21 protein-coding genes are annotated in these 26114 nt (G+C 62.8%); 13 read left to right on the top strand and 8 right to left on the bottom strand.

Going from position 1 to position 26114, the window contains the following annotated elements; genetic code table 11:
* Nucleotides 1-165: 165 nt before the first annotated feature.
* The 5 genes from NKH04_RS01000 (at nucleotide 166) to NKH04_RS00980 (ending at nucleotide 6446) form a co-directional block, all read left to right on the top strand.
* Nucleotides 166-1350 carry an Mrp/NBP35 family ATP-binding protein gene (locus NKH04_RS01000; protein WP_352469992.1) on the top strand — a complete coding sequence of 395 codons (1185 nt, stop codon included), beginning with the start codon at nucleotides 166-168 and terminating at the stop codon, nucleotides 1348-1350.
* A gap of 237 nt (nucleotides 1351-1587) precedes the next feature.
* Entirely contained in the window at nucleotides 1588-3393 is a 1806-nt protein-coding gene (locus NKH04_RS00995; protein ID WP_352769176.1) for an IlvD/Edd family dehydratase, read from the top strand.
* Nucleotides 3394-3711: 318 nt separating this feature from the next.
* A complete protein-coding gene (locus NKH04_RS00990) occupies nucleotides 3712-4545 on the top strand; it encodes a chromate resistance protein ChrB domain-containing protein (protein WP_352469994.1) in 834 nt (277 codons plus the stop codon).
* Nucleotides 4542-5930 carry a chromate efflux transporter gene (gene chrA / locus NKH04_RS00985; protein WP_352818465.1) on the top strand — a complete coding sequence of 463 codons (1389 nt, stop codon included), beginning with the start codon at nucleotides 4542-4544 and terminating at the stop codon, nucleotides 5928-5930. Before NKH04_RS00990 ends, chrA begins: the two co-directional genes overlap by 4 nt.
* Nucleotides 5931-6047: 117 nt before the next feature.
* Entirely contained in the window at nucleotides 6048-6446 is a 399-nt protein-coding gene (locus tag NKH04_RS00980; protein WP_353043942.1) for a hypothetical protein, read from the top strand.
* 46 nt (nucleotides 6447-6492) lie between these two features.
* Here NKH04_RS00980 and NKH04_RS00975 read toward each other — a convergent pair whose 3' ends face one another.
* The 3 genes from NKH04_RS00975 to pdxR all read right to left on the bottom strand — a co-directional run bounded on the left by NKH04_RS00975 (nucleotide 6493) and on the right by pdxR (nucleotide 11113).
* The gene (locus NKH04_RS00975; RefSeq protein WP_352681335.1) at nucleotides 6493-7722 is read right to left on the bottom strand and encodes an aromatic ring-hydroxylating oxygenase subunit alpha; all 1230 of its coding nucleotides are present in this window, start codon (nucleotides 7720-7722) and stop codon (nucleotides 6493-6495) included.
* A 115-nt stretch (nucleotides 7723-7837) separates the two neighbouring features.
* The gene (locus NKH04_RS00970) at nucleotides 7838-9427 is read right to left on the bottom strand and encodes a trimethylamine methyltransferase family protein (protein WP_352681333.1); all 1590 of its coding nucleotides are present in this window, start codon (nucleotides 9425-9427) and stop codon (nucleotides 7838-7840) included.
* Between the two features lie 192 nt (nucleotides 9428-9619).
* Nucleotides 9620-11113: a MocR-like pyridoxine biosynthesis transcription factor PdxR gene (gene pdxR, locus NKH04_RS00965; RefSeq protein WP_023676815.1), complete on the bottom strand. Its 1494-nt coding sequence runs from the start codon at nucleotides 11111-11113 to the stop codon at nucleotides 9620-9622.
* A gap of 255 nt (nucleotides 11114-11368) precedes the next feature.
* Here pdxR and pgi point away from each other — a divergent pair, with 255 nt between their 5' ends.
* Together pgi and NKH04_RS00955 are read left to right on the top strand one after the other, a co-directional pair.
* A complete protein-coding gene (gene pgi / locus NKH04_RS00960) occupies nucleotides 11369-13012 on the top strand; it encodes a glucose-6-phosphate isomerase (protein ID WP_352755997.1) in 1644 nt (547 codons plus the stop codon).
* A gap of 5 nt (nucleotides 13013-13017) precedes the next feature.
* The gene (locus tag NKH04_RS00955) at nucleotides 13018-13740 is read left to right on the top strand and encodes an HAD family hydrolase (RefSeq protein WP_353043941.1); all 723 of its coding nucleotides are present in this window, start codon (nucleotides 13018-13020) and stop codon (nucleotides 13738-13740) included.
* On the opposite strand, the gene NKH04_RS00950 is transcribed toward NKH04_RS00955, so the two are convergent.
* Nucleotides 13724-14458: a class I SAM-dependent methyltransferase gene (locus NKH04_RS00950; protein ID WP_352830379.1), complete on the bottom strand. Its 735-nt coding sequence runs from the start codon at nucleotides 14456-14458 to the stop codon at nucleotides 13724-13726. The genes NKH04_RS00955 and NKH04_RS00950 overlap by 17 nt on opposite strands.
* Nucleotides 14459-14465: 7 nt before the next feature.
* Nucleotides 14466-16427, bottom strand: a complete 1962-nt coding sequence (locus NKH04_RS00945) for a long-chain fatty acid--CoA ligase (RefSeq protein WP_353043940.1) — start codon at nucleotides 16425-16427, stop codon at nucleotides 14466-14468.
* A 477-nt stretch (nucleotides 16428-16904) separates the two neighbouring features.
* Between NKH04_RS00945 and NKH04_RS00940 the strand changes: the two genes are divergently transcribed.
* Genes NKH04_RS00940 through NKH04_RS00920 form a run of 5 tightly spaced genes read left to right on the top strand, consistent with a single transcriptional unit; the run spans nucleotide 16905 to nucleotide 22189 of the window.
* A complete protein-coding gene (locus tag NKH04_RS00940; protein WP_352448537.1) occupies nucleotides 16905-18497 on the top strand; it encodes an ABC transporter substrate-binding protein in 1593 nt (530 codons plus the stop codon).
* Nucleotides 18498-18555: 58 nt separating this feature from the next.
* Nucleotides 18556-19563: an ABC transporter permease subunit gene (locus tag NKH04_RS00935; protein WP_023676822.1), complete on the top strand. Its 1008-nt coding sequence runs from the start codon at nucleotides 18556-18558 to the stop codon at nucleotides 19561-19563.
* Between the two features lies 1 nt (nucleotide 19564).
* Nucleotides 19565-20482, top strand: a complete 918-nt coding sequence (locus tag NKH04_RS00930) for an ABC transporter permease subunit (protein WP_023676823.1) — start codon at nucleotides 19565-19567, stop codon at nucleotides 20480-20482.
* A 4-nt stretch (nucleotides 20483-20486) separates the two neighbouring features.
* Complete coding sequence (locus NKH04_RS00925) at nucleotides 20487-21362, top strand: ABC transporter ATP-binding protein (protein ID WP_353043939.1); 876 nt, start codon at nucleotides 20487-20489, stop codon at nucleotides 21360-21362.
* Nucleotides 21359-22189, top strand: a complete 831-nt coding sequence (locus NKH04_RS00920; protein WP_023676825.1) for a dipeptide ABC transporter ATP-binding protein — start codon at nucleotides 21359-21361, stop codon at nucleotides 22187-22189. The genes NKH04_RS00925 and NKH04_RS00920 overlap by 4 nt, the downstream gene beginning before the upstream one ends.
* 22 nt (nucleotides 22190-22211) lie before the next feature.
* Here NKH04_RS00920 and NKH04_RS00915 read toward each other — a convergent pair whose 3' ends face one another.
* Nucleotides 22212-23132 (bottom strand): LysR family transcriptional regulator, encoded by a 921-nt coding sequence (locus NKH04_RS00915; protein WP_352455059.1) that lies wholly within the window; start codon nucleotides 23130-23132, stop codon nucleotides 22212-22214.
* 93 nt (nucleotides 23133-23225) lie between these two features.
* Between NKH04_RS00915 and NKH04_RS00910 the strand changes: the two genes are divergently transcribed.
* Nucleotides 23226-24098, top strand: a complete 873-nt coding sequence (locus NKH04_RS00910) for an NAD(P)H-dependent oxidoreductase (RefSeq protein ID WP_353043938.1) — start codon at nucleotides 23226-23228, stop codon at nucleotides 24096-24098.
* Here the strand turns inward: NKH04_RS00910 and NKH04_RS00905 are convergent.
* Together NKH04_RS00905 and NKH04_RS00900 are read right to left on the bottom strand one after the other, a co-directional pair.
* The gene (locus tag NKH04_RS00905) at nucleotides 24029-25321 is read right to left on the bottom strand and encodes a cysteine desulfurase-like protein (RefSeq protein WP_352681323.1); all 1293 of its coding nucleotides are present in this window, start codon (nucleotides 25319-25321) and stop codon (nucleotides 24029-24031) included. The two genes, NKH04_RS00910 and NKH04_RS00905, sit on opposite strands and share 70 nt — an antisense overlap.
* Nucleotides 25322-25350: 29 nt before the next feature.
* On the bottom strand, nucleotides 25351-26025 hold the full coding sequence (locus NKH04_RS00900) for an amino acid ABC transporter permease (RefSeq protein ID WP_292656040.1): 675 nt from the start codon (nucleotides 26023-26025) through the stop codon (nucleotides 25351-25353).
* Between the last annotated feature and the right edge of the window lie 89 nt (nucleotides 26026-26114).

Here is a 26114-nt window from a genome sequence, read left to right as displayed (position 1 = left end):
ATGCTCATGAAATAGGCTGCGCTGACGATTTGGCGACGGCTGCTCCCACTGGAAATGCCGTCATATGCTCGCTGCCTCCCCGATACGCCGCTGCAATTGGTGGTCCATCGCTTGGTTCTGTTCCGGAACTGCATTATCTGGAGCGGAAAAGTAGAGGAAAAACTCATGCCCGCCGCCAATGAAAACGTGACCAAGGAAATCGTTATCGAGCGCCTGAAGACGGTCAATGGGCCGGATTTCACCGGCAATATCGTCGACCTCGGCCTGGTTTCCGAGATTTTCATTGCCGATGCCAAGGTGTTCTTTTCGATAACCGTTCCCGCTGCCCGTGCCCAGGAGATGGAACCGCTGCGTGCGGCGGCCGAACGTGTCGTCAAGGCGATCCCCGGTGTTGCCGGCGCCGTGGTCGCGCTGACGGCGGAAAAGAAGGGCGGCGGCATGGAGGCGCCGGTTCCGCAAAGACCGGCTCAGAGGCCCGCTCCGCCGGCCGCACCTGCGCGTCCCACGCCGCAGGCGCCCGCCTCGCACAGCCAGGGCAAGCGCGGCGTACCCGGCATCGAAGCGATCATCGCCGTCGCTTCCGGCAAGGGCGGCGTCGGCAAGTCGACCACCGCCGTCAATATCGCCCTTGGGCTTGCCGCCAACGGGCTGCGGGTCGGGGTGCTCGATGCCGACATTTATGGCCCTTCCATGCCGCGTCTGCTCAACATTCGTGGCAGGCCGCAGACCGTCGACGGCAAGATCCTGAAGCCGATGCAGAATTATGGCCTCAAGGTCATGTCGATGGGCTTCCTCGTCGATGAGGAGACGCCGATGATCTGGCGCGGGCCGATGGTGATGTCGGCATTGACGCAGATGCTGCGCGAGGTCGAATGGGGACCGCTTGATGTGCTCGTCGTCGACATGCCGCCCGGCACCGGTGACGCCCAGCTGACCATGGCCCAACAGGTGCCGCTGGCCGGCGCCGTCATCGTCTCGACGCCACAGGACCTGGCCCTGATCGATGCGCGCAAAGGCCTCAATATGTTCAGAAAGGTCGACGTGCCGCTATTGGGTATCGTCGAAAACATGAGCTATTTTCTCGCCCCCGATACGGGAAAACGCTACGACATCTTCGGCCATGGCGGCGCCCGCCGCGAGGCCGAGCGTCTCGGCGTCACCTTCCTTGGCGAAGTGCCGCTCGAGATGGGCATCCGCGAAAGCTCCGATGCCGGCACGCCGGTGGTGGTCTCCAAGCCGGATGGCGCTGAGGCGAAAATCTATCGCGACATCGCCGCCAAGGTCTGGGACCGCGTCAATGAAGAGCGCGGCGCGGCCGAGGCTGCAGTGCCGAGCATCGTGTTCGAGTGATGCGGATGTCCCTCCCCAAGTGGGCCCCTTGAGGGGGAGGGTGGCCGGAAGGGTCAGGTAGGGTCCGCGGCGACGCGCTCCAACTCTCCGGGATAGCGGGCTGACAAACCACGATCCCGTCTGGCGCGGAGGCAGATGTATGTCTTTCGTACCAAAGAGCGGATTCGGATGGCGCGTGCCCCTTGCCTGCTCCCGCGCGTTGTCATATCGATTTGTCATACAAATACGGAGACCACGATGGCAGGCGCCCCCACCCACAAGAAGAAATTTCGCTCGCAGGAGTGGTTCGACAATCCCGACAATCCGGGCATGACGGCACTCTATCTGGAGCGCTACCTGAATTACGGGCTGACGCGGGCCGAACTGATGTCCGGCAAGCCGCTGATCGGCATCGCCCAGACCGGCTCGGACCTGTCGCCCTGCAACCGCCATCACATCGAACTGGCCAAGCGCGTGCGCGAAGGCATCGTCTCGATGGGTGGCATCCCTTTCGAGTTCCCTTGCCACCCGATCCAGGAGACCGGCAAGCGGCCCACTGCTGCACTTGACCGCAACCTTGCCTATCTCAGCCTGGTAGAGGTGCTCTACGGCTATCCGCTCGACGGCGTGGTCCTCACCATCGGCTGCGACAAGACGACGCCGGCCATGCTGATGGCCGCGGCCACCGTCAACATTCCGGCTATCGCGCTTTCGGTCGGCCCGATGCTCAACGGCTGGCACAAGGGCAAGCGCACCGGCTCCGGCACCATCGTCTGGGAATCGCGCCAGCGCCTGTCGGCCGGCGAGATTGGCTATGACGAGTTCATGGATATCGTTGCCTCCTCGGCGCCGTCGACCGGCTATTGCAACACGATGGGTACCGCCACCACGATGAATTCGCTGGCCGAGGCGCTCGGCATGCAATTGCCGGGCTCGGCCGCTATCCCCGCCCCCTATCGCGAGCGCGGCCAGATCGCCTACGAGACCGGAAAGCGCATCGTCGACATGGTGCATGAGGATCTGAAGCCCTCCGACATCATGACCCGTAAGGCCTTCGAGAACGCCATCGTCGTCAACTCGGCGATCGGCGGCTCGACCAATGCGCCGATCCACCTCAATGCCATCGCCCGCCATCTCGGCGTGCCGCTCGACAATGACGATTGGCAGAAGGTCGGCCTCAACATACCGCTCATCGTCAATCTGCAGCCGACGGGCGAATATCTCGGCGAGGACTATCACCATGCCGGCGGCGTGCCGGCCGTGGTCGCCGAACTGATGAAGGGCGGCCTGCTGCCCTATCCGGAAGCCATGACAGCTAACGGCAAGACCATCGGCGACAATTGCAGGGGCGCCGTCAACGAGAACCTCGACGTCATCCGCACGGTTGCCGAGCCGCTGAAAGCCAATGCCGGCTTCATCAATCTCAAGGGCAATCTGTTCGATTCGGCGATCATGAAGACCAGCGGCATCTCGCCCGAGTTCCGCGAGCGCTATCTGTCGAACCCGAAGGACCCCGAAGCCTTCGAGGGCAACGCCATGGTGTTCGACGGGCCCGAGGATTACCACGCCCGCATCGACGATCCGGCACAAGGCATCGACGAGCACACCATCCTGTTCATGCGCGGCGCCGGCCCGATCGGCTATCCGGGCGGCGCCGAAGTCGTCAACATGCAGCCGCCGGCCTATCTGATCAAAAAGGGCATCCACGCGCTGGCCTGTATCGGCGACGGCCGCCAGTCGGGCACGTCGGGTTCGCCCTCGATCCTCAACGCCTCGCCGGAAGCCGCCATCGGCGGCGGGCTGGCGCTGCTGAAGACCGGTGACCGCGTCCGCGTCGATCTGCGCAAGGGCACCGCCGACATCCTCGTCAGCGACGACGAGATCACGCGGCGGCGCACCGAGCTGCAGAACAATGGCGGCTATCAGTATCCGAAGCACCAGACGCCCTGGCAGGAAATCCAGCGCGGCATGGTCGACCAGTTTTCCGAAGGCATGGTGCTGAAGCCGGCGGTGAAATACCAGGATGTGGCTCATACAAGCGGCGTGCCGAGGGACAATCACTGACCAGGGTCCGTCGCACGAGCCAGCCGCCGGTGCAGGCAATTTGCCGAGGTCAGCGCCAGGAGGGGTAGGGGTGGGGGTACATCGTAGAGCGAAAGCCTCGGCTTTCCACCTGCGATAGCCTGCCGATAATGGGCAGAAATGCCCGGCACAGGGTTGGACGCGGTCATTTGTCAACAGCGATTGCTCCCGCGAGAACGGCAATGCTTGACAAGCGAGCGCGACAAATCCACGATCATCGCAAGGGGTGCATCGCGACGACCCCGTGAGGCGTCAGCCCAATGTTCGCGTCCAAGCTTCTCTTTCCAGGAGGTGGACGCCATGCCGTCGACAACAACCATCACCGTACCGCAACTATCCCGTCTGATTGGTCTGCCGGGTGCACCCGCGATCATCGATGTCCGCATCGACGATGACTACAACGCCGACCCGCGCCTGCTGCCGGCGTCGGATCGGCGTGATTTCAGGACTGTCTCGAACTGGGCTGCCGACTTCGCCGGCTGGCAAGTGACAGTCGTCTGCCAACAGGGAAAAAAGCTCTCGCAAGGCGTGGCCGCATGGCTGCGCCACGAGGGCATTGCCGCCGAATCGCTCGACGGCGGGTTTGAAGACTGGCGCGATGCCAAGGGGCTTCTCGTTGACGCCCGCAAGATACCGCCCCGCGATGCCAAGGGCCGCACCGTTTGGGTGACGCGTACGCGCCCGAAGGTCGACCGCATCGCCTGCCCCTGGCTGATTCGGCGCTTCATCGATCCTCACGCGGTCTTTCTCTTCGTCGAGCCGGCCGAAGTGTCGGCCGTCGCCGATCGCTTTCAGGCCGTGCCTTTCGACATTGAGAACGTGTTCTGGAGCCATCGCGGCGAACGCTGCACCTTCGACACCATGATCGAGGAGTTCGGGCTTAAATCCGAAGCACTCGATCGCTTGGCCACGATCATACGCGCCGCCGATACTGCGAGCCTCGATCTTGTTCCACAGGCGGCCGGGTTCCTGGCCGCCTCGCTTGGCCTGTCACGGATGTTTCGCAACGATCTGGAGCAGCTCGAGGCCGGCATGCTGCTCTATGATATGTTCTTCCGCTGGTGCCGCGATGCCACCGAGGAGACGCATAACTGGCCGGCCGCCGGCGCAGTCAGCGCGGGCAAACCATCGTGAGCGCCGTCCTATCGAAAAAGCCGGCGGAGATTCAGGAGCCCGCTGTGCCGAGCTTCCGGCAGGCCGTGAAGGTCTGGGCGAAAATCGGCGTGCTCAGCTTTGGCGGGCCGGCCGGGCAGATCGCGCTCATGCACAAGGAACTGGTCGAGGAACGGCGCTGGATCGGCGAACAGCGCTTCCTGCATGCGTTGAACTACTGCATGTTGCTGCCTGGCCCCGAGGCCCAGCAGCTCGCCATCTATATCGGCTGGTTGCTTCACAAAACGGCCGGCGGCCTTGTTGCCGGCATTCTCTTCGTCGTGCCGGGCGCGCTTGTCATGCTCGTCCTGAGCAGCCTCTATGCGCTCTATGGCGATGTACCACTCGTCGCGGCGCTGTTTTTCGGGGTCAAGGCGACCGTGCTCGCCATTGTCATCGAGGCGGTGATCCGGATCGGCAGACGCGCGCTGAAAAACCCGATCATGGTGTCGATCGCACTCGCCGCCTTCATCGCCATCTACGCGTTGAACGTGCCGTTTCCGCTGATCGTCCTGCTTGCCGGCCTGACAGGCTGGATCGGCAACCGTAGTGCGCCGGCATTTTTTTCAGCCGCATCGCAGGGCAAGGGCGATGTTCCCGACATCAAGGGCGCGGTGGATCTGATGTTCGAGCGCGGTGAACTGACCCACGTCAGGCCGACGCGATGGCACGCGCCGCGCACTTTGGCGATCTGGCTGCCGATCTGGCTGGGGCCTGTTCTGCTGGTCTGGGCTTTCACCGGCCCTGCCAGCGTTTGGACTCAAATCGGTGGCTTCTTCAGTATCATGGCGGTCGTCACCTTCGGCGGCGCCTACGCAGCCCTTGCCTATGTCGCGCAGGCAGCGGTCGAGTACTTCGGCTGGCTGGCACCCGGTGAAATGGTCGACGGCCTTGGACTTGCCGAAACCACGCCGGGTCCGCTCATCCTGGTCTTGCAGTTCGTCGGCTTCGTTGCCGCGTTCCGCCAGCCGGGCTTGCTGGCGCCGCTGGTTGCCGGACTGTTTGGCGGGCTGTTCACGCTGTGGGCGACGTTTACCCCATGTTTCCTATGGATATTCCTTGGCGCGCCTTACATCGAAGCGCTGCGCGGCAACAAGGCGCTGTCGGCGGCGCTCGGTGCGATCACCGCCGCCGTCGTCGGCGTCATCATGAATCTCGCTCTATGGTTCGGCTTGCACGTCATCTTCGGCGAAGTGCGCAATGTCGGGCTTGGAATGGACGTGCCGGTGCTTTCATCGATCGACTGGCGCGCGGCGCTGCTTTCCTGTGCCTCGATGATCGCCATTCTGAAGCTGAAGATCGGTATGCTGCCGACGCTTGCCGGATCGGCGCTGGCCGGTGTCTTGTTGCTGGCGGTAAGTAGCTGATGCCTGCAAGGACTTGAAGCGCATCGCCTGAATCTACTTAAACGCGACGCTTTGAATGCCGCTGCGTTTGTATTCCGCTTGTGAACCACCTAACTGGTTGGGAACGGTTGGACCATTATGGCGCAACGGCGTTCTTCCCTTGGCTTCCTTGGCATGTTCGGTCGCTCGGGCGACTTGAGGCAGCTCGACGATGCATTGCGCGGCGCCGATCTGCATCCCGCCCTTGTGCCGGAGGGGGTAAAACTCACGATCGTCAATCTGATGAAGGATCACTGGACCGACGAGCCGCCGCCGGGCATCTATGCGTCGGTGGCACAATTGTGCAGCTATTGCATCGCGGGTCCCGAAACCTTCGAGCAAGCCAATGGCCATCAACGGACGCTGGAAGCCGAGCGCCGCATCGAGGCGGCACTTGAGGCCGGCGACAGCTTCGACGCACAGATCGTGCTGATGACGCTGCATGCCAAGCTGATCAACGCCGAAGTCGTCGACCGATACGGGCTCAGCGCGGAATGACGCGATAGGCAAGATCTGCCGGATCCCCCCGCGGCAGCCGAGTCGATCAAGCCCGGCTGATCTCCTCAAGATACCAGCCGATGTAGCGCAATTCGTTGTATTCCATCGGCGCGATCGGCCCCGGCACGAAATAGTGCGAGCGCACGCCACGCGCTGTGTGCTCGATGATCTTCTTGTCCTCTTGGGTGGTGACCTTCCACAGCCAGGTCAGCTTCTCCAGATCGTAGTCCTGGCCCTCGACCGCGTCGCCGCGCACCAGCCAGATCAGCTCCATCTCGCAGGTGCCCGCCGTTTTCGGGATGAAGCGGTAGATCATGCCGTGATCGGGATAGCAGACGAGGAAGGTCGTGCCGCCGAGATGGATAGAGGTGACGCCACCGTCATAGTCGGTGAATCGGCCCATCAGCGGGGCCACCGGCGAGCCATCCTGGCTGCCGCTCGAAACGCCATCATAGAGCGCATAGCGGAAGGTATGGATTGCTTCCTGACCGGCCGCCGAGTTCTGCCAGCGGTTGGCGCTGCCGATCTCGATGCCAAGCGCGCAGGTGCGCTGCTCCATCGCCGCGTTGAGCTGCTCGATCATCTCGGCCGGCTTTTCCAGCGCATGCGTCTGCGAATATTCCGGATGCGCCGGCCCGCAATGGTAGCATTCGACATAGTTCTCGACGGCGAGCTTCCAGTTGGCGTCGAGCGGATAGGACTGGCGATACGCCACCTTGGCGTCGCCCCAGCCATACTGGCCGCAGCTTGTGCGCAGCGACTGTTCGATTGGATCGAAATCGAGCGGCGTCTCCGCGAAGGAAATGAAAACCAGCCCGGAGGCAACGCGGACATGAAGCTTCTTCAGCCCGTGCGCCGTGCGGTCGAAATCCTTCGGCATCAGGCGGGCAGCGCGCAACGACCCGTCATTGGAATAGGTCCAGGCGTGGTAGGGACACACGAACATCTTCGCGTTGCCCTTCTCCTTGGTGCAGACCTCGGCGCCGCGGTGGCGGCAGACATTGAGCATGGCATGCACCGTGCCATCCATGCCGCGCGTCAGGATGACCGCCTCGTCGCCCAGTTTGAACAGCTCGAAATCGCCGGGGTTCGGGATAACGCTGGCATGGGCCAGGCAATGCCAGTGGCGGCGAAAGACACGTTCCATGTCGCGCTCGAAGATCGCCGGGTCATGATAGAAGGCACGCACCAGGCCGTGGCCGGGCCGGTGAGACGCCACCAGCCGATCGATCGCGTCGCCGTCGGTGTGGGCTTGCAGGATAGGATGCGCAGTCATTTGTCGTTCTGCCCGATGGTTGGTCCTGGGGCAATTCCAGGAAAACTGTGAAGCGGTTTTCCGTCCGGAATTGGCTCTGGGTGGTGGCTGTATGGCTGCACGAACTCGTCTCCGGTCAGCCGCCCATATGCGTGCGCGGCAGGTGGATCAGGCTGCCGAAGCGGGCACGCAATCTGTCGTCGACCTGTTTTGGCACGTGGCGCGGAAATCGTTCGGCAAGAATGCGTTTCTTCTCGGTGATCGCACGCAGCAGTATATCAGGTCGGCCTTTTTCGTTCCATTCCTTCGGTGAGGAACGATCGGCGAAGGCGGGATAGAGATGATCGGTCTGCATCAGCTTGAGCGTTTGTTCGCTGTCGAGATAGTGGCCTGGGCCTTTGAGGCAGACCTCGGTGATGCTGTCGATCGACAGGGCCTCGTCGGTCACGTCGATGCCACGTGCGCAGCCCAGGCAATGACCGAGCATGTCGTTGTCGATGACCAGGCTCTCCAGGCAGAAGCCGAGCAGCGAGGCATGCATGCCGGCCGCCTCGTAGACGAGGTTGAGGCCGGAGAGGCCGGCCATCACATTGGTGATGCCCTTTTCGTAGCCGGATTGAATGTCGGGCAGTTTCGAATCCGTCATGCCAGCGGCCGAGCCGCCGGGCAGATCGTAGAATTGCGCCATCTGGGCGCAGGCCGCCGTTGCCACCGACTGCTCGGCCGACCCGCCGGCCATGGCGCCGGTACGCAGGTCCGACATGAACGGCCAGGCGCCGAAGATCGCCGGATGGCCCGGCTTGAGCGCATTGACATAGACCAGGCCGGCCAGTACTTCGGCCACCGCTTGCACGACGGCGCCGGCCATCGCCGCGGGTGCTGTGGTGCCGGACTGGCCGGTCGAGAGCAGCAGGATCGGGATGCCGCCTTCAACGCAAGCCTCGAGCACGCCGCAGGCATCCTCGGCGAACTTCATCGGCGGCACGACGAATGAGTTAGAGTTAGAAACGAATGGCCGGGCGCGGAAATTCTCCTCGCCGCCGGCGATGGCGTACAGCATTTCAAGCGCCGGCTTCACGTTCTCACGCACGGTGAAGGATGTTCCGACGTGCTTCGATGTCCCCATCACACAGGCATAGAGCGTGTTGAAATCCATCTCGAGCGGATCGGCGATGTCGCGCGCCACCATCGGCCGCTGGAAGAAATGGATGTTGTCCAACCCATCGACGATGCGGGCAGCATCATAAATGTCCTGCAGCTTGGATTCGCGGTACTCGCGCTTCTCCAGATCCACCAGGTGCACGGCGATACCTGCCGTGCCGTAGTGCACGCGCTTGCCCTGGACCACCATGTCGTGCCTGGCGTCCTGGCCATGAAGTGTGAAATGTCGTGCCGCCCGCTTGATGGTGTCGAGCACTAGCGCGCGCGGAAAGCGCACACGGTCGTCGTCGCCATGGACCGCCCCCGCCTTGGTCAGCACCTTTATGCAGGAAGGGATGGCATTGGCGAAACCCACCGTCTCCAGGAGCGTCAGCACGCCCTCGTGGATGCGCTCGCAGTCATCCCCGCGCAGCGGCCCGTAGCTGCCGCTCTCGATGGCCTGGTGTCGTGGTCCGGTGTCCTCCATCAGAGGAGCTGATCGCATGGCATGTCCTGTTTCGCGAAGACCGGAGCGCTGTGGACGACGGTTCGCCGACGTGTCCTGCTGTTCGACAGCCACTGGCATGGAAGCACTCCACCTTCATCGGCAGGAACTCGCGGCGGTTGGTCCACCATCGGCCTGCTTCGTCCCTCTACACAGCGACTATGCCGCCGGCATTGGCACAGCCTATGTGCCAGCCGGTCCCGTCGAATATGCCAAGGAGCTAAAGAACCGGAGCCGCACCACATGCGCCAGGCTCCGGTCGGGGAAGGGAGATCAGGCCGCTGCCGGCCTGCGTCCAGCTGCCGTCGCCAGTTCGCGGATGCCGGGTTCGATGTGCTGCAACGCGATCGAGGAAATGCCCAAGCGCATGAAACGCGATGGCTTTTCGGTGCGGTCGAAGAAGCGGTCGCCAGGCTCGATGATGACGCTGCGCGAGGCCGCGGCCTCCGCCAGTCCGCGCGAATCGGTGCCGCGCGGCCCCTCGAGCCAGAGCGACGTGCCGCCGGCCGAATCGGTCGAGCGCCACTCCGGTAGGAAGGCGGAAATCGCATGGACCAGACGCTTGCGCCTCTCGTCGAAGGCGCTCGACAGCCGCCGCACCAGCGCCTCGTGATGGCCGAGCGACAGGAAGAGCGCCACGGCGCGCTGGTTGTTCGCCGGCGGATGGCGCAGCATGAAGCGGCGTAGCGCCCGAAGCTCGGAGATCAGCCCGGCCGAGGCGACGATGTAGCCGAGCCTGAGGCCGGGAGCCAGCGTCTTCGACATCGAGCCGACATAGACGACGCGGCCGGAGCGATCGAGGCTCTTCAGCGCCTGCTGCGGCGCCTCGTCCAGGAGCTGGCTGTCATATCCGTCCTCGATGATGATCTGGTTGTGCCGGTTGGCGCGCGCCAAAAGCTCCTGCCGCCGCTCCGCCGACAGCGGCACCATGGTCGGGCAATGGTGGCTGGGCGTGACGAAGACGAAGCCGGAATCATTGGGAATGGCCGAGGTTACGATGCCGGAGTGGTCGACCGGAACCGGCTGGATCTCGGCGCCGGCCAGCCGGAAGATCGAACGTGCATCGGGATAGCCCGGGTCCTCCATCGCCACCTTGGAGCCCTTGGTCATCAACAGCGTCGCCAGCATGTAAAGCGCGTTCTGCGCGCCCAACGTCACGATGATCTCGTCCGGATTGGCGAAGATGCCGCGTCGCGGCAGCAGCCGTGCCTGGATCTGCTCGATCAGGAGCGGATCGTCGCGGTCGACCATGTCGGATGCCCAGTTGCGGATTTCGAGCACCGCCAACGCCATGCGGTTGCACTCGCGCCATTCGGCGGTCGGGAACAGCGCCGGGTCGAATTGGCCATAGACGAAGGGGTATGACGACTTGATCCAGTTGTCGTGCTTGGCCGGCGGCGGCATGTCGCTCGCCGCGATCTGCCGACGCGCCTTCCAGTCGATCTCGTTGGCCTGGTCGGGCGCCTTCTGATGCGGCTTGGCCGGCGTCGCCAGCACTTCGGGATTGACGAAATGGCCGCGGCGCTCGCGCGCCACCAGGAAGCCCTGGTCGACCAGTTGCTGGAAGGCCAGCACCACGGTGCCGCGCGCCACGCCGAGTTTTTCGGCAAGAATCCGGCAGGACGGAAGCGGCATGGAAGCCGCGATCTGCCGGTCGAGGATGGCGGCGACGATCGCCTGGCGGATCTGCGCCTGCAGGGTCTGACCGGATTCCGCCGAAATCCGGAACAGGCCGGACCAAATGGCCGTGTCGTTTCGCTGTGGCATGGGAGATGTTCCTCGATGGCCAGCTTTTTTCACATGGCTGGACCAGTCGAATGTACCGGTGGCACAAGGTGTTACGCCAATCAATTTTTCTGATCGCTGGGATTTATGCCAGTGATCCTTTGAGCCGGCCCACGCTGCGCTGCGGCATCGCTGCGCATTGAAACAGATGGGATTCGACCCGATAGTTTGCCGCGACGACACGCGCCGGAAACATCCGGCCTGATAAGATGCATCTCAAGAGACCGGAGCGAAGCAGTGGATCAATCGTCCTTTCAAAAGCAGCTCGACGCATTGCGCGATCACCGTGCGGCCAAATCGGGCTCGATGCGCGAGGCTTTCGCTGCCGATCCGCAGCGCTTCGAGAAATTCTCCGCCAGTGACGGCGACCTGCTGCTCGACTGGTCGAAATGCGCGGTCGATGCGCGGACTATGGAGTTGCTGGAGAAACTGGCTGAGGCCGCTGACCTCGAAGGCCGGCGCGACGCGATGTTTGCCGGCAAGAAGATCAACGTCACTGAAGGCCGCGCCGTGCTGCACACGGCGCTGCGCAACCTGACCGGCAAGGGCATCGTGCTCGACGGCCAGGACGTGAAGGCGGAAGTCCTTGCCGTACTCGACGCGATGGGTGCCTTCGCCGACGCGGTGCGTTCCGGCAAGGCGGCGGGCGCGACCGGCAAGAAGATCACCGACATCGTCAACATCGGCATCGGCGGCTCCGATCTCGGCCCGGCCATGGCGACGCTGGCGCTGGCACCCTATCATGACGGGCCGCGCGCGCATTACGTATCCAATATCGACGGTGCCCATATCCACGACACGCTGAAGGGTCTTTCCGCCGAAACCACCCTGTTCATCATCGCCTCCAAGACCTTCACCACGGTCGAGACGATGACCAATGCCGAAACCGCGCGCAGATGGGTCGAGAAGGCGCTCGGCAAGGAAGCGGTCGGCAAGCATTTCGCCGCCGTCTCGACGGCGCTCGACCTGGTCGCCAAATTCGGCATCGCGCCCGATCGCGTCTTCGGCTTCTGGGACTGGGTCGGCGGCCGCTATTCCGTCTGGGGTGCGATTGGTCTGCCGGTGATGATCGCCATCGGCCCGAAGGATTTTCGCGCCTTTCTCGACGGCGCCCATGAGATGGACGAGCATTTCCGCACCGCGCCGCTGGCGAAGAACCTGCCGGCGCTGATGGGGCTGATTGGCTGGTGGCACCGCGTGATCTGCAAATACCCCGCTCGCGCCGTCATCCCCTACGATCAGCGTCTGTCCAGGCTACCGGCCTATCTGCAGCAGCTCGACATGGAATCGAACGGCAAGAGCGTCACCCTGGACGGCGGCGCTGTAACGACGCCGACCGGCCCGCTGGTCTGGGGCGAGCCCGGCACCAATGGCCAGCATGCCTTCTTCCAACTTCTGCATCAGGGCACCGATTTCATTCCGGTCGAATTCCTTGCCGCTGCCGTCGGCCACGAGCCGGAACTGAAGCATCACCACGACCTTCTGCTTGCCAATTGCCTGGCGCAGTCGGAAGCCTTCATGAAGGGCCGCACGCTTGAGGAAGCCCGAGCGCAGATGCTGGCGAAAGGCATGAAGCCGGCCGATGTCGACAGGATTGCTCCGCACCGTGTCTTCTCCGGCGACCGCCCCTCAGTGACGATCCTCTACAGGAAACTCGACCCCCACACGTTCGGACGGCTGATTGCGCTTTACGAACACCGCGTCTTCGTCGAAGGCACGCTGTTCAACATCAACTCCTTCGACCAATGGGGCGTCGAACTCGGCAAGGAACTGGCGACCGGGCTGCTGCCCGTCGTTGAAGGCAAGGAGAACGCCGCAAATCGGGATGCCTCGACTGCCGGACTGGTGGAATACATTCACCGCTTGCGCGGCCTGGAGTGAAAAGCTTGGCGGACATCAAGGGAATATTGTTCGACAAGGACGGCACGCTCGTAGATTTCAACGCGACATGGCTGGGCATCGCCGACTTCATGGCGATGGATGCGGCCGAAGGCGATCGCTGGAGGGCAGACAGGCTGCTTGCGGCGGCGGGCTTCGACTTCGCCAACAAGCGCTTCAAGCCGGATTCGATTTTTGCCTCCGGCACCAACATGGACGTCGTCGAGCTGTGGTTTCCGCGGCTGTCCGACGAGGACCAGATGCTTGCCGTCGCCCGTTTCAACGCCATCACTTCGGCGCAAGGATCGGCGATGGCCGTGGCGCTGCCGGGTGTGGTCGAGACGCTTGGCCTGCTTCACAGAAAATCCTACCGGCTTGGCGTCGCCACCAACGACTCGACCAGCGGCGCGGAAAAGACCTTGGTCACGCTGGGCGTCGCGCAGCTTTTCGAAGCCGCCTATGGTTACGACGCGGTGGCCAATCCAAAACCGGCGCCGGATACGATCCTTGCCTTTTCGGATCTGACAGGGCTCAGGCCGGCGACGATCGCAATGGTCGGCGACAATCGTCACGATCTGGAGATGGCGCGCGCCGGCGGCTGCGGCCTGGCGATTGGCGTGCTGTCCGGCACCGGCACACGTGAATCGCTGTCGCAGATAGCCGACGTCATTCTGGATTCGGTGGCCGACCTGCCTGATTTTCTTTCGGCGCGGGTCAGCGAGACAGTCTAGACTCGCAGCTAGCTGGTCCGAACGAGAACACGCCGCTCGGTTTCATCGCCGCATTCCTGCCTTCGCCGACATCCGGCACCTCGTATTCGGCCAGCAGGCGAAGCCGCGAGCGGGGCAGATAGGCGCGGCCCGGATCGCCGATCAACACGGCGATGCCGGCTGCAAGGCAGCGGTCGAGGAAGGGGACGACCCGGCCGGCAAGATCATGGGCGTAAAACAGGTCGCCGACCACCACGACATCCACCGGTGGCGGCGGACCGCTGGTGATGTCTTCGCCAATGATCATGATAGCGACGCCGTTCGCAGTCGCGTTGAGGCCGAGCGCAACCACACCGTTGCGATCGATCTCGGCCGCGACGACCGCGCTTGCCCCGGCTTTTGCCGCTGCAATGCCGACGAGACCCGAACCGGCGCCGAGGTCGAGCACGCGACGGCCGGCCACGGTCTCCGGCCGGTCGAATATGTAGCGGGCGAGCACCGCGCCGCCGGCCCAGACATAGGCCCAGTACGGTGGCTCCGGTTCAGGTCCGTCTTCTTCGGTCGCATGTTGGTTCCATTCGAGAAGCCGCCTGAGCCCGCTTCCCGGATGGGCGGTGTAAAGCCGAATTTCGGGAAGCGCGGGCACGGGAGCGATCCGCATGTTCGCCCGGATGAACTGTGCCGGGTCCGGGCGCGAACCTATGCTCACGGCGTTGGCGCCGGCGATGCAATCGCTCAAGCTGCGCCTAGCCCCGCAACGCCCGTCGCAGGATCTTGCCGACCGGTGTCTTCGGCAGCTCGGTGCGGAACTCAATATACCTGGGACGCTTGTAGCCGGTCAGGTTCTCACGGCAATAAGCCGTCAGCATGTCGGCGGTCAGTGCCGGGTCCTTCTTGACGACGAACAGCTTCGGCACTTCACCCGAATGCTCGTCCGGCACGCCGATCGCGGCAACTTCGAGTACGCCTGGATGCCGCGCCACCACTTCCTCGAGTTCGTTCGGATAGACGTTGAAGCCGGAAACCAGGATCATGTCCTTCTTGCGGTCGACGATCTTGGTGTAGCCAAGCTCGTCCATGAAGCCCATGTCGCCCGATTTGAAGAAGCCGTCCTCGGTCATCACCTTGGCGGTCTCGTCCGGCCGGTTCCAGTAGCCGGCCATCACCTGCGGTCCGCGGATGCAGATTTCGCCGACTTCGCCGAGCGGCAAATTGTTGCCGTCGTCGTCGCGGATGGCGATCTCGGTCGAGGGCAGCGGCAGGCCGATCGTGCCGGTGTAAACGCCGTCGCTGAATTTGTTGATCGTTGCTCCCGGCGAGGTCTCGGTGAGCCCGTAGGCCTCGCTGATCGGGCAGCCGGTCAGCACCTTCCAGCGTTCGGCGATGGCCCTCTGCACCGGCATGCCGCCACCCAGCGTCAGGATCAGCGGCTTGAAATCGAGCTTGCGAAAATCCTCATTATTGAGCAGCGCATTGAACAGCGTGTTGAGGCCCGGAAAGATGTGGATCGGGTATTTCTGCAGCTCCTTGACGAAGCCGGGAATGTCGCGCGGATTGGGGATGAGGACATTCTGCGCGCCTTGCTGCATGCCTACCAGCACGTTCGCCGTCAGCGCAAAAATGTGATAGAGCGGCAGCGCGCAGAGGAAGTTCAGATGCGCCGGCTTCGGCTTGACGGTAAAAGCGTCTTCGGCCCACAGCGCGTTCTGCGCGACGTTCGCCAAAATGTTGCTGTGCAAAAGCATCGCGCCCTTGGAGATGCCGGTCGTGCCGCCCGTGTATTGCAGGAAGGCGATGTCGTCGGCCGTGACCCTTGCGGGCCTGAAGGCCTTGCCGGTGCCCGCCTTCAGCGCGGCGTTGAACTTGACATGGCCGGGCAGCGACCATGCCGGCACCATCTTCTTGACGCGGCGTACAACGAAGTTGACGATCGTTCCCTTGAGCCCGCCGAGCATGTCGCCCATCGAGGCAACCACGACATGCTTGACCGCGGTCCTGGCGATCACCGCTTGCAGGGTGCAGGCAAAATTTTCGAGGATGACAATGGCTTGAGCGCCGGAATCCTTGAGCTGGTGCTCCAGCTCGCGCGGCGTGTAGAGCGGATTGATGTTTACCACGACATAGCCGGCGCGAAGCACTGCCATCATCGCCACCGGATATTGCAGCACATTCGGCATCATCAGCGCGACGCGCGCGCCCTTCTGCAGCCCCGTTGATTGCAGATAGGCGCCGAAGGCGGCCGACTGTCGCTCGAGGTCGGCATAGGTGATCGATTTGCCCATGCAGACGAAGGCCGGCCGATTCGCAAACTGCTTGCACACGGTGACGAGAAAGTCGCCGATCGAGCTGGAGGGCAGGGCGCCGATCTCGGCCGGCACGATCTTTGGATAACTCTTGAGCCACGGTTTTTCCGGCAGGCCGGCGGCCAGCGACGTGATCGCCTTTGGTAATCTCTTGGCCGGACCTGCCGGCAGTCGTGGCGCTGTCGGCACTGCCTTCGCCGCCGGCTTGGCGGCAGACTTTGCAGCAGGCGCCGTCTTGCCGGTTGCCGGTTTAGCAGCCGCTCCAGCCGTGGTCTTCGCCGCCGGCTTCGCGCTTGCCTTCGCGGTAGCCGTCGGCTTGGCGGCGGCCGCTTTTGGCTTGGCCGCTTTCGATGTTGCCTCGGCCTTTGCTTTCGCCGCGTTGGTTGTCTTTGCCGGTTTTGCCACCTGTCGCTCCCTCAATCGTTCTTATTGTTTCGGCATGCTTGCGCGCCACCACCGCCCTGATCAACAAAGATATCCCACGCTTGCCGCAATGTCCGGAACGTGGGAAAATCCGGCACGCTGCCCACCTATCTATGTATTGCCACAAGCGACGGCCGTGCAAGCCTCGCCACCTGGAGTGCGGTAAGACTTGCCGTCAAACCTCTCGGCCGCGACCGGTTTTCGGATGCGCATCTCTTGAACCGAACGGCTCGATTCCCACAATTGGCGGCATCGCCGATCAACAAAAAATTGAAGTCGCTAATAATGTCGTGATCTGCGGATTCGGCTCGTTTTTTCCACAATTTGCCGCGTGCCGGAATTTTTTTCTGCTTCCCGTGGGTTAGGCAAACAAGCAGTTCCAAAGCTAGAAAAACGGTGCTTATATGCGGCCTTCGCGAGCCTGATAGAGGGGCTTGGAAGAACATCAGGGAGTGCTCAATGAAAAAGAAACTGACTTTTGCAGCCGCGTTGCTGGCTGCAAGCGTCCTCGGCGGCATGGCCAATGCAAAACAACTGGTCTATTGCTCGGAGGCTTCGCCGGCCGGCTTCGACCCGTCGCCATGGAGCGGCGGCAACGACTTCGACGCCTCGTCGCGCACCATCTATTCGCGCCTGGTCGAGTTCGAGCATGGCAAGACCACCATCTCGCCCGGCCTGGCCGAGAGCTGGACGGTTTCCGACGACGGTCTCGAATACACCTTCAAGCTTCGCCCGGGTGTGAAATTCCAGACGACCGATTATTTCACGCCGACGCGCGACCTCAACGCCGACGACGTGATCTTTTCCTTCGAACGCCAGTGGAAGAAAGAAAGCCCGTGGTACAGCTATCTGGAAGGCACCGGCTGGGAATATTTCACCGGCATGGGCTTTCCCGATCTCCTGAAGGAAATCGTCAAGGTCGACGACCTGACGGTGAAATTCGTGCTGAACAAGCCTGAAGTCGCGTTCCTGCCGGACCTCGGCATGGATTTCGCCTCGATCGTCTCCAAGGAATATGCCGACCAACTCGACAAGGCCGGCACCAGGCAGCAGTTCACCCAGAAGCCGGTCGGCACTGGTCCGTTCCAGTTCGTCGACTATCAGGTCGATGCGGTCGTGCGCTATGCAGCATGGGACGGCTACTATGGCGGGCGACAGAAGATCGACGATCTGATCTTCGCCATCACGCCCGATCCGGCCGTACGCGCGCAGAAGCTGAAGGCGGGCGAGTGCGATATCATGTCATACCCGGCGCCGGCCGACATTGCCGGACTGCAGGCTGACGCGAACCTCAAGGTCGACGAGCAGGAAGGCCTGAACATCGGCTACATGGCTTACAACACGACGCAGCCGCCCTTCGACAAGGTCGAGGTCCGCAAGGCCCTCAACATGGCGGTAAACAAGAAGGCGATCATCGACGCGGTCTATCAGGGCGCCGGCGCGCCGGCCATCAACCCGATCCCGCCGACCATGTGGTCCTATAACAAGGACATCAAGGACGATCCCTATGATCCGGAGGCGGCCAAGAAGATGCTGGCCGATGCAGGCGTCAAGGATCTGTCGATGAAGATCTGGGCTATGCCGGTCAGCCGCCCCTACAACCCGAACGCCCAGCGCGTCGCCGAGTTGATCCAGGCCGACTATGCCGCCGTCGGGGTCAAGGCGGAGATCGTCAGTTACGAATGGACTGAGTATCGCCAGCGCGGCAAGGCTAAGGATCGCGATGGCGCCTTCCAACTGGGCTGGACCGGTGACAATGGCGATCCGGACAACTTCTTTTTCCTGCTCGGTTGCGATGCCATCGGCCAGTCCAATTATGCGATCTGGTGCAACCAGGAATTCGAAGCCCTGCTGAAAAAAGGCAAGGCGACGACGGACGTCGCCGAGCGCACCAAGATCTACGAGGAAGCTCAGGTGGTGTTCAAGCGTGAGGCTCCGTGGCTGACCATCGCCCACTCCAAGGTCTTCATGCCGATGAACAAGAAGGTGTCGGGCTTCGTTATGGACCCGCTCGGCATTCATCGGTTTGACGGCGTCGACGTCACCGAATAAGTCCTGAGAAATTGAACGGCGGCGCTGGACTTCCCGCGCCGCCGTTCTATGAAGCAAGATGCTCCGTTATCTCCTCCACAAGCTCGCTTTGATCATCCCGACCGTGTTCGGCATATCGCTGGCGGCGTTTGCTTTCGTCCGGCTTCTGCCCGGCGATCCTATCCTGGCCCTGGCGGGCGAGCGCGGCGTCAGCCCCGAGCGCTACGCCCAGCTCATCGAGCAGTTTGGCTACAACCGGCCCTATGTCATCCAATACCTGGAATATATCGGCAGGGTCCTGACCGGCGATTTCGGCATATCTATTGCCACCAAGCGGCCAGTGCTCGGCGAATTCCAGGCGCTGTTTCCAGCCACGCTGGAACTGGCGACAGTGGCGTTGATCATCGCCGTCCTGCTCGGCATTCCTGCCGGTATCTTCGCCGCGGTCAAGCGCGGCTCGTGGTTCGACCAAGCGACGATGGGTGTCGCGCTGACCGGCTATTCGATGCCGATCTTCTGGTGGGGGTTGCTGCTCATTATCTTCTTCTCCGGCTATCTCGGCTGGACGCCGGTTTCCGGCCGCATCGGCCTGCAGTATTTCTTCAGGCCGACGACCGGGTTCATGCTCATCGACAGCCTGATCTCCGGCAGGAGCGGCGCTTTCAAATCTGCCGTCAGCCATTTGATCCTGCCGTCGATCGTGCTGGCGACGATCCCGCTTGCCGTCATAGCGCGCCAGACGCGCTCGGCGATGCTCGAGGTGCTGGGCGAGGACTATGTCCGCACCGCGCGCGCCAAGGGCCTGGCGCCTCGCCGCGTCATCGGTCTGCACGCTTTTCGCAACGCGCTGATCCCGGTAGTCACCACCATTGGACTGCAGGTCGGCACCTTGATGGCGGGCGCCATTCTGACCGAGACCATTTTTTCCTGGCCGGGCATCGGCAAATGGATGATCGATGCCATCGGCAAGCGCGACTATGTCGTCGTCCAGAGCGGATTGCTGATCATCGCGCTGATCGTCATGGCGGTGAACCTGATCGTCGACGTGCTCTACGCCGTCATCAATCCGCGCATCCGGGTGCAGTGAGATGACCGACGAATCCGCCGCCGAAGCTACCGCCGCCTCCATCCCGACAGGCGGCAGGCAACGGGCTTTCGCCGAGTTCTGGCACTACTTCTCGATGAACACCGGCGCGGTCATCGGCCTTGTCGTGTTTTCGGCGCTGGTGCTGGTGGCGATCTTTGCGCCGTTCGTCGCCCCACATTCGCCCGACGAGCAGTTTCGCGATGCGCTGCTGGCACCCCCTGCCTGGCAGGAAGGCGGCAAATCGATGTTCCTGCTCGGCACCGACGCGGTCGGCCGCGACATGCTTTCACGGTTGATCTTCGGGGCGCGTTTCTCGCTGTTCATCGGTCTGGTGGTCGTTGTCTTCTCGCTCACCAGCGGCATCGTGCTTGGCGTGCTCGCCGGCTATTTCCGCGGCTGGGTCGACACTCTGATCATGCGCATCATGGATATCATCCTGGCCTTCCCGTCGCTGCTTCTGGCGCTGGTGCTGGTGGCGATCCTCGGCCCGGGCCTGTTCAATGCCATGCTGGCGATCGCGCTGGTGCTGCAGCCGCATTTCGCGCGCCTCACCCGCGCCGCCGTGATGGCCGAAAAGAACCGCGAATATGTCATCTCCGCCAAGGTGGCTGGTGCCGGTCATCTTCGCTTGATGGTGAGGACGATCCTGCCGAACTGCCTGGCACCGCTGATCGTGCAGGCGACATTGTCCTTCTCCAACGCTATTCTCGAAGCTGCGGCGCTCGGCTTCCTCGGTGTCGGTGCGCAGCCGCCGACGCCGGAATGGGGCACGATGCTCGCCTCGGCGCGCGAGTTCATCCTGCGCGCGCCTTGGGTGGTGACCTTCCCCGGACTTGCCATCCTGATCACTGTGCTTGCCATCAATCTGATCGGCGACGGCTTGCGCGATGCCTTCGATCCCAAGCTGAAGAGGTCATAATCCAATGCCTCTTCTCGAGATCAAGAACCTGACCGTTTCCTTCGACACCGCCGCTGGACCATTCATGGCGGTACAAGGCATCGACCTGTCGGTCGAACCGCGCGAGGTGCTGGCGATCGTCGGCGAATCCGGTTCGGGCAAGTCGGTGGCGATGCTGGCGGTGATGGGGCTTTTGCCCAACACCGCGACGGTGAGGGCCGACCGCATGGCCTTCGACGGCATCGACCTGCTCAAGCTCGGCCCATCCGAGCGGCGCAAGATCGTCGGCAAGGACATTTCGATGATCTTCCAGGAGCCGGTCGCCAGCCTCAACCCGTGCTTCACCGTCGGCTTCCAGATCGAGGAGGTGCTGCGCTTCCATATGGGCATGGACCGCGCCCAGCGCCGGGCGCGTGCCATCGAATTGATGAAGTTGGTCGGCATCGCCGACCCCGAGGAACGGCTGGGCTCCTTCCCGCACCAGATGTCGGGTGGTCAGTGTCAGCGCGTCATGATCGCCATCGCCATCGCCTGCAATCCCAAGCTTTTGATCGCCGACGAGCCAACCACGGCGCTCGATGTCACCATCCAGAAGCAGATCCTCGATCTGCTGGTCGGCCTGCAGGTCAAATATGGCATGGGCCTGATCATGATCACCCACAATATGGGGGTGGTTGCCGAGACCGCCGACCGTGTCATCGTTCAGTACAAGGGCCGCAAGATGGAAGAGGCCGACGTGCTGTCGCTGTTCGAGTCCCCCAAGAGCAACTACACGCGCGCGCTCCTGTCGGCGCTGCCCGAAAACGCCGTCGGAGACCGGTTGCCTACTGTTTCCGACATGCTGTTTGAGCCGGCCCCATCTGTAGTCGCAGCCCGGTCCGCAAGAGGAACCGCCTCATGAGCGTGACGGTAGTCGAAGGCAAGAACATCGTGCGCGACTATCATGTCGGTGGCGGGCTTTTCCGCCCCTCCCGTACGGTTCATGCGGTCAAGGGTGTTTCGTTCAGCGTCGACAAGGGCAAGACGCTGGCCATCGTCGGCGAGAGCGGCTGCGGCAAGTCAACACTCGCCCGCATCATCACCCTGATCGACCCGGCGACCTCCGGCGAGCTTTTCATCGACGGCAAGAAGGTAGACATCGGCAGGAACGGCCTGTCGAAGGAAATGCGCCGCAAGGTCCAGATCGTCTTCCAGAACCCTTATGGTTCGCTCAATCCACGCCAGAAGATCGGCGACGTGCTTGGCGAGCCGCTGCTCATCAACACCGACAGCACGGCCGACGAGCGGCGCGATCTTGCCATGAAGATGCTAAAGAAGGTCGGTCTCGGCCCCGAGCACTTTAATCGCTACCCGCATATGTTTTCGGGCGGCCAGCGCCAGCGGATCGCCATCGCCCGCGCGCTGATGCTCAACCCCAGCCTTCTGGTGCTGGACGAGCCGGTCTCGGCACTTGATCTTTCGGTGCAGGCGCAGGTGCTGAACCTGCTCGCCGACCTGCAGGACGAGTTTCAGCTGACCTATGTTTTCATCAGCCACGACCTGTCGGTGGTACGCTACATCGCCGACGACGTGATGGTAATGTATTTCGGCGAGGCGGTCGAATACGGCTCGCGCGACGAGGTCTTCGCCGACCCCAAGCACAGCTACACCAGGACGCTATTCGCGGCGACGCCGCGTGCCGACGTTGCCAGCATCAAGGCAAGGTTGGCGAAAAAGAAGGCCGCCTGATCCGGCGAGGTTTGCCGGCCGGCTACCGCTTCTCGATCCCCGGAATGCCGGAGATCTGCTCGGCGAGAAAGTCGACCAGCAGCCGCACCCGGGCAATGCCCGCACGCTCCGGAACGATCAGCATGCTCAGCGGGACGGGAGGCGGAAAATAGCCCGGCAGGACCACTTCCAGCCGGTCGGCCGCCAGAAGATCGTCGACAAGCCAGTGGTGGGCGGGTGCGATGCCGCGTCCGGCGACAAGGGCTTCGCGCGCAGCAAGCCCATGGTCGACCAGAAATCTGCCGCCAAAGGGCACCGCAAAGGTCTCGCCGCCCGGCCCCTGTAAGGTGAGCGTGTCGCTTCCCGCGATGTTCGACATCCGGATGCCTTCATGGCCAGGCAGATCCTGCGGGACAGCGGGTCTGCCCCGCGCCGCCAGATAGGCCGGCGCCGCCACCAGCAGACGCCGGGACTGGCCGAGCGCCCGCAGTTTCATTGAGCTGTCGGTGAGCGGGCCGAGGCGAAGCGCGATGTCGACGCCCTCCCGCACAAGGTTGATGCGCTCGTCGGTAAGGCTGAGATCGATGCCGATGTAGGGATAGCGGTCCTGAAAGGCGAAGATCAGCCGGCTGACATGCAAGACCCCGAGCGCCGCCGTGCAGGATATCCGGATCGTGCCGGCCGACGCGCCGCGCGTGCCCCGCGCCTCATCGCCGGCCTGCTCGACGAGGCGCAGGATCTGGACGCTGTCGGCATAGTAACGGCTGCCTTCATCGGTCATCGTGACGCGCCGGGTGGTCCTGCTGAGCAAGGGCACTCCGACGGCCTCCTCGAGTTCTCGCAAATGCCGTGTGACCGTCGACTGCCCAACTCCGAGCTCGCGCGCCACCGCCGAGAGGCTGCCGCGCTCGGCGACGCGAACGAAGGTGCGCATGCGCTCGAGAGTGACGTCCGATCTATCCATTATTCGGCATTATCTTATACATTTCCTACATGTAGTGGATCAGCCCGCGGCTGGCTACCTTTGGTGTCTATCGTCCTTCTTCGGAGTAGACCCATGAAAGTCCTGCTTGTTTTTGCTCATCCTGAACCGCGTTCGCTCAACGGCGCGCTGCGTGACGTCGCCATCAGGGAACTCGAGGCCCAGGGCCACGAGGTGCGGGTGTCTGACCTCTACGCCGATGGCTGGAAAGCCGAGGTGGACCGTGCCGACTTTCCGTCGTGGCCGCCCGAAGCACGCTTCCTGCCGGCCGGCGCCTCCAAAAAGGCTTTTGCGACCAACACTCTGACCGATGACGTCAAAGTGGAGATCGACAAGCTGCTATGGGCCGACACCCTGATCCTCCAGTTCCCGCTGTGGTGGTACGCCATGCCGGCGATCCTCAAGGGCTGGGTCGATCGCGTGTACGCCTACGGCTTCGCCTATGGCGTTGGCGAGCACAGCGACAAGCGGTGGGGTGACCGCTTTGGTGAGGGAACGCTCGCCGGCAAGCGCGCAATGCTGATCGTGACCGCAGGCGGCTGGGAAGAGCATTACTCCGCCCGCGGCGTCAACGGCCCGATCGACGACCTGCTGTTCCCGATCAATCACGGGATTCTATACTATCCGGGCTACGACGTGCTTCCGCCGTTCGTGGTTTACAGGGTGGACCGTTTCGGGGAGGCGGATTTCGAGCCTGTCGCGGAGCGACTGCGCGAAAGGATGCGAACGCTCGAGACAATCCGGCCCATTCGTTATCGGCAGCAGAATGGCGGCGATTACCTGATCCCAAGCATGCAATTGCGCCCCGGCTTGGAGAACCCGGGTGCGACCGCCTTTGCGCTTCACGAGGATCGCGCCGGCGCCGCCGCCCAGTCCGATCAGGACAGCCGGGCGATGATGGTGCGCAGCGCCTCGCCGAAGCGCCGGACTTCCTCGATCGTATTGTAATGCACCAGCGAGGCGCGCACGGCGCCGCTGTCCATGCTGAGGTTGAGCCGCTTCATCAGGCGCGGCGCATACATGTGGCCGTCGCGAATGCCGATCTGCATCTCGGCCATTTCCTCGACGATCCTCTGCGGCGACAGCGTGCCGACATTGAAGCAGAAGGTCGGCACGCGCTCGCTGAGGCGTGCCTCGTCGGCCACGCCGTAGATCGTCGCGCCGCAATCTTTGAGCACCGCCAGCATTTCGCGCGCCAGCACCTGTTCGTAGTCGCGGATGGCATTCATGCCGGCGACGATGTTGTCGCGGCGCGACCGGTTATTCTCTGACAAGAAATTGCGGCCGATCGATTCGAGGTAGCGCACCGCGGCATCCATGCCGGAGACGTTCTCGTAGATGAACGTGCCGGCTTCGATTTTGTGGGGCGGCTCGTCGGGGATGAAATCCTCGCGGAAGGTCGGCAGGCGCTTCAGTGTTTCGAAGCGGCCCCACAGGAAGCCCATATGCGGCGAGAAATTCTTGTAGCCGGAGCAGACCAGATAATCGCAATCCCAGGCCTGCACATCAATCAGCCCGTGCGGCCCGTAATGCACGCAGTCGAGGAACACTTCGGCGCCTGCCGCATGCGCAATCCCAGCCACGGAGGCAACGTCGACAATCGAGCCGATCGAATGCGCCGTTACCGTGCAGGCGACGAGCCGGGTGCGCTCTGAGACCAGCGGGCGCAAATCGTCGACATGCAGATTGCCGTCGTCGCGCATCCGCCACCATTTGAACTTGGCGCCGGCGGGCGCCAGCGCCAGCCACGTCGCGATATTGGCGTCGTGATCCATATCGGTGATGACGAACTCGTCACGCTCCCCGTTTGGGCGCTCGGAAAGCATCTGGCCGATGCCGAGGCTGACCAGGCGGATGAACGAAGTGGCGTTCATGCCGAAGCAGATCTCCGCCGGGTTGGTGGCGTTGATCAGCAAGGCCACACTTTCGCGAGCGCCGGCGACGGCTTGGTCGACGGTGACGCTGCGGCCATAGCGGCCGCCGCGCTGCACATTATGCGCGACCAAATGGTTGGTGACCGCATCGAGCACGCTTTGCGGGATCTGCGCGCCGGCGGCATTGTCCATGAAGACGAAGTCCCCGGCTTGCTGCAAGGCGGGAAACATGGCGCGGATCGTCTCGACCGGGAAAGCTGCGGCATCGCCGGTTTTCGAAATCTGATGCTGGTTCAAGGTCGTCTCCTGCGAAGTGCGCTGACAGATTAGCGGGTCTTTTCGGTTTGAAAGCGGCGTTCAAGGAGGCTGACGAGACGGACCATCGGCCAGAGAAAGATGAGATAGACCAGCGCCGCGCCGATCAGCGGTGAAGGATTGGCATAGAGCGATTGCGCGTTGGTCGCTTCTTTCAGCAGTTCGGGCAGCGCCACGGTGGAAGCGAGCGAAGTATCCTTGAACATCGAAACGCAATTGCTGGTCATTGGCGGAATGACGACGCGGATCGCCTGCGGCAGCACTACCTTGCGCAAGGTCAGCAAGAACGGCAGGCCGAGCGCCTGCGCCGCCTCGAACTGGCCGCGCGGAATGCTCTCTATACCGGAGCGGAACACCTCGGCCGAATAGGCCGCCATGATGATGGCGAAGGCCATCACCGCGGACGTCCACGATGACAGGCGAATGCCGAGGAACGGCAGCGCATAGTAGATCAGGATCAGCACGACCAGCACCGGCATCGCCCGGAAAATGTCAATGTAGCCGACAGCCAGCAGCCGAAGCGGCTTTGGCGCATAGAGCCGCACCAGGCTGATCGCGAGGCCGACGGGAATACCGATGCCGATGCTCATGATTCCGAGCAGCAGGGTGTTCAGGAAGCCGCGCAACAGCGCCGGCAGGCTGGAGACCATGACGTCGGCGTTGAAGAAGGTGTCCAGCAGCGACATCGCAGCATTTCCGAAACGTTTGGCGTCCCGCGACGCTCGAGCCCGAGCCCGAAATCCGAAATCGTGCCGGCATCGAAAACCGGCACGAC

It is taken from the genome of Mesorhizobium sp. M1365, assembly GCF_040317865.1.
In the GTDB taxonomy this organism is placed as follows: domain Bacteria; phylum Pseudomonadota; class Alphaproteobacteria; order Rhizobiales; family Rhizobiaceae; genus Mesorhizobium.
This window is presented reverse-complemented; position numbering and strand designations above follow the sequence as displayed.

Excerpts from the sequence above, each read along its gene's own strand:
- NKH04_RS00990 (WP_352469994.1), top strand. The coding sequence starts at position 3,712 with ATGCCGTCGACAACAACCATCACCGTACCGCAACTATCCCGTCTGATT.
- NKH04_RS00925 (WP_353043939.1), top strand. The coding sequence starts at position 20,487 with ATGCCTCTTCTCGAGATCAAGAACCTGACCGTTTCCTTCGACACCGCC.
- NKH04_RS00975 (WP_352681335.1), bottom strand. The coding sequence starts at position 7,722 with ATGACTGCGCATCCTATCCTGCAAGCCCACACCGACGGCGACGCGATC.
- NKH04_RS00980 (WP_353043942.1), top strand. The coding sequence starts at position 6,048 with ATGGCGCAACGGCGTTCTTCCCTTGGCTTCCTTGGCATGTTCGGTCGC.
- NKH04_RS00935 (WP_023676822.1), top strand. The coding sequence starts at position 18,556 with ATGCTCCGTTATCTCCTCCACAAGCTCGCTTTGATCATCCCGACCGTG.
- NKH04_RS00920 (WP_023676825.1), top strand. The coding sequence starts at position 21,359 with ATGAGCGTGACGGTAGTCGAAGGCAAGAACATCGTGCGCGACTATCAT.
- NKH04_RS01000 (WP_352469992.1), top strand. The coding sequence starts at position 166 with ATGCCCGCCGCCAATGAAAACGTGACCAAGGAAATCGTTATCGAGCGC.
- NKH04_RS00995 (WP_352769176.1), top strand. The coding sequence starts at position 1,588 with ATGGCAGGCGCCCCCACCCACAAGAAGAAATTTCGCTCGCAGGAGTGG.
- pdxR (WP_023676815.1), bottom strand. The coding sequence starts at position 11,113 with ATGCCACAGCGAAACGACACGGCCATTTGGTCCGGCCTGTTCCGGATT.
- NKH04_RS00930 (WP_023676823.1), top strand. The coding sequence starts at position 19,565 with ATGACCGACGAATCCGCCGCCGAAGCTACCGCCGCCTCCATCCCGACA.
- NKH04_RS00940 (WP_352448537.1), top strand. The coding sequence starts at position 16,905 with ATGAAAAAGAAACTGACTTTTGCAGCCGCGTTGCTGGCTGCAAGCGTC.
- NKH04_RS00915 (WP_352455059.1), bottom strand. The coding sequence starts at position 23,132 with ATGGATAGATCGGACGTCACTCTCGAGCGCATGCGCACCTTCGTTCGC.
- NKH04_RS00900 (WP_292656040.1), bottom strand. The coding sequence starts at position 26,025 with ATGTCGCTGCTGGACACCTTCTTCAACGCCGACGTCATGGTCTCCAGC.
- NKH04_RS00910 (WP_353043938.1), top strand. The coding sequence starts at position 23,226 with ATGAAAGTCCTGCTTGTTTTTGCTCATCCTGAACCGCGTTCGCTCAAC.
- NKH04_RS00970 (WP_352681333.1), bottom strand. The coding sequence starts at position 9,427 with ATGCCAGTGGCTGTCGAACAGCAGGACACGTCGGCGAACCGTCGTCCA.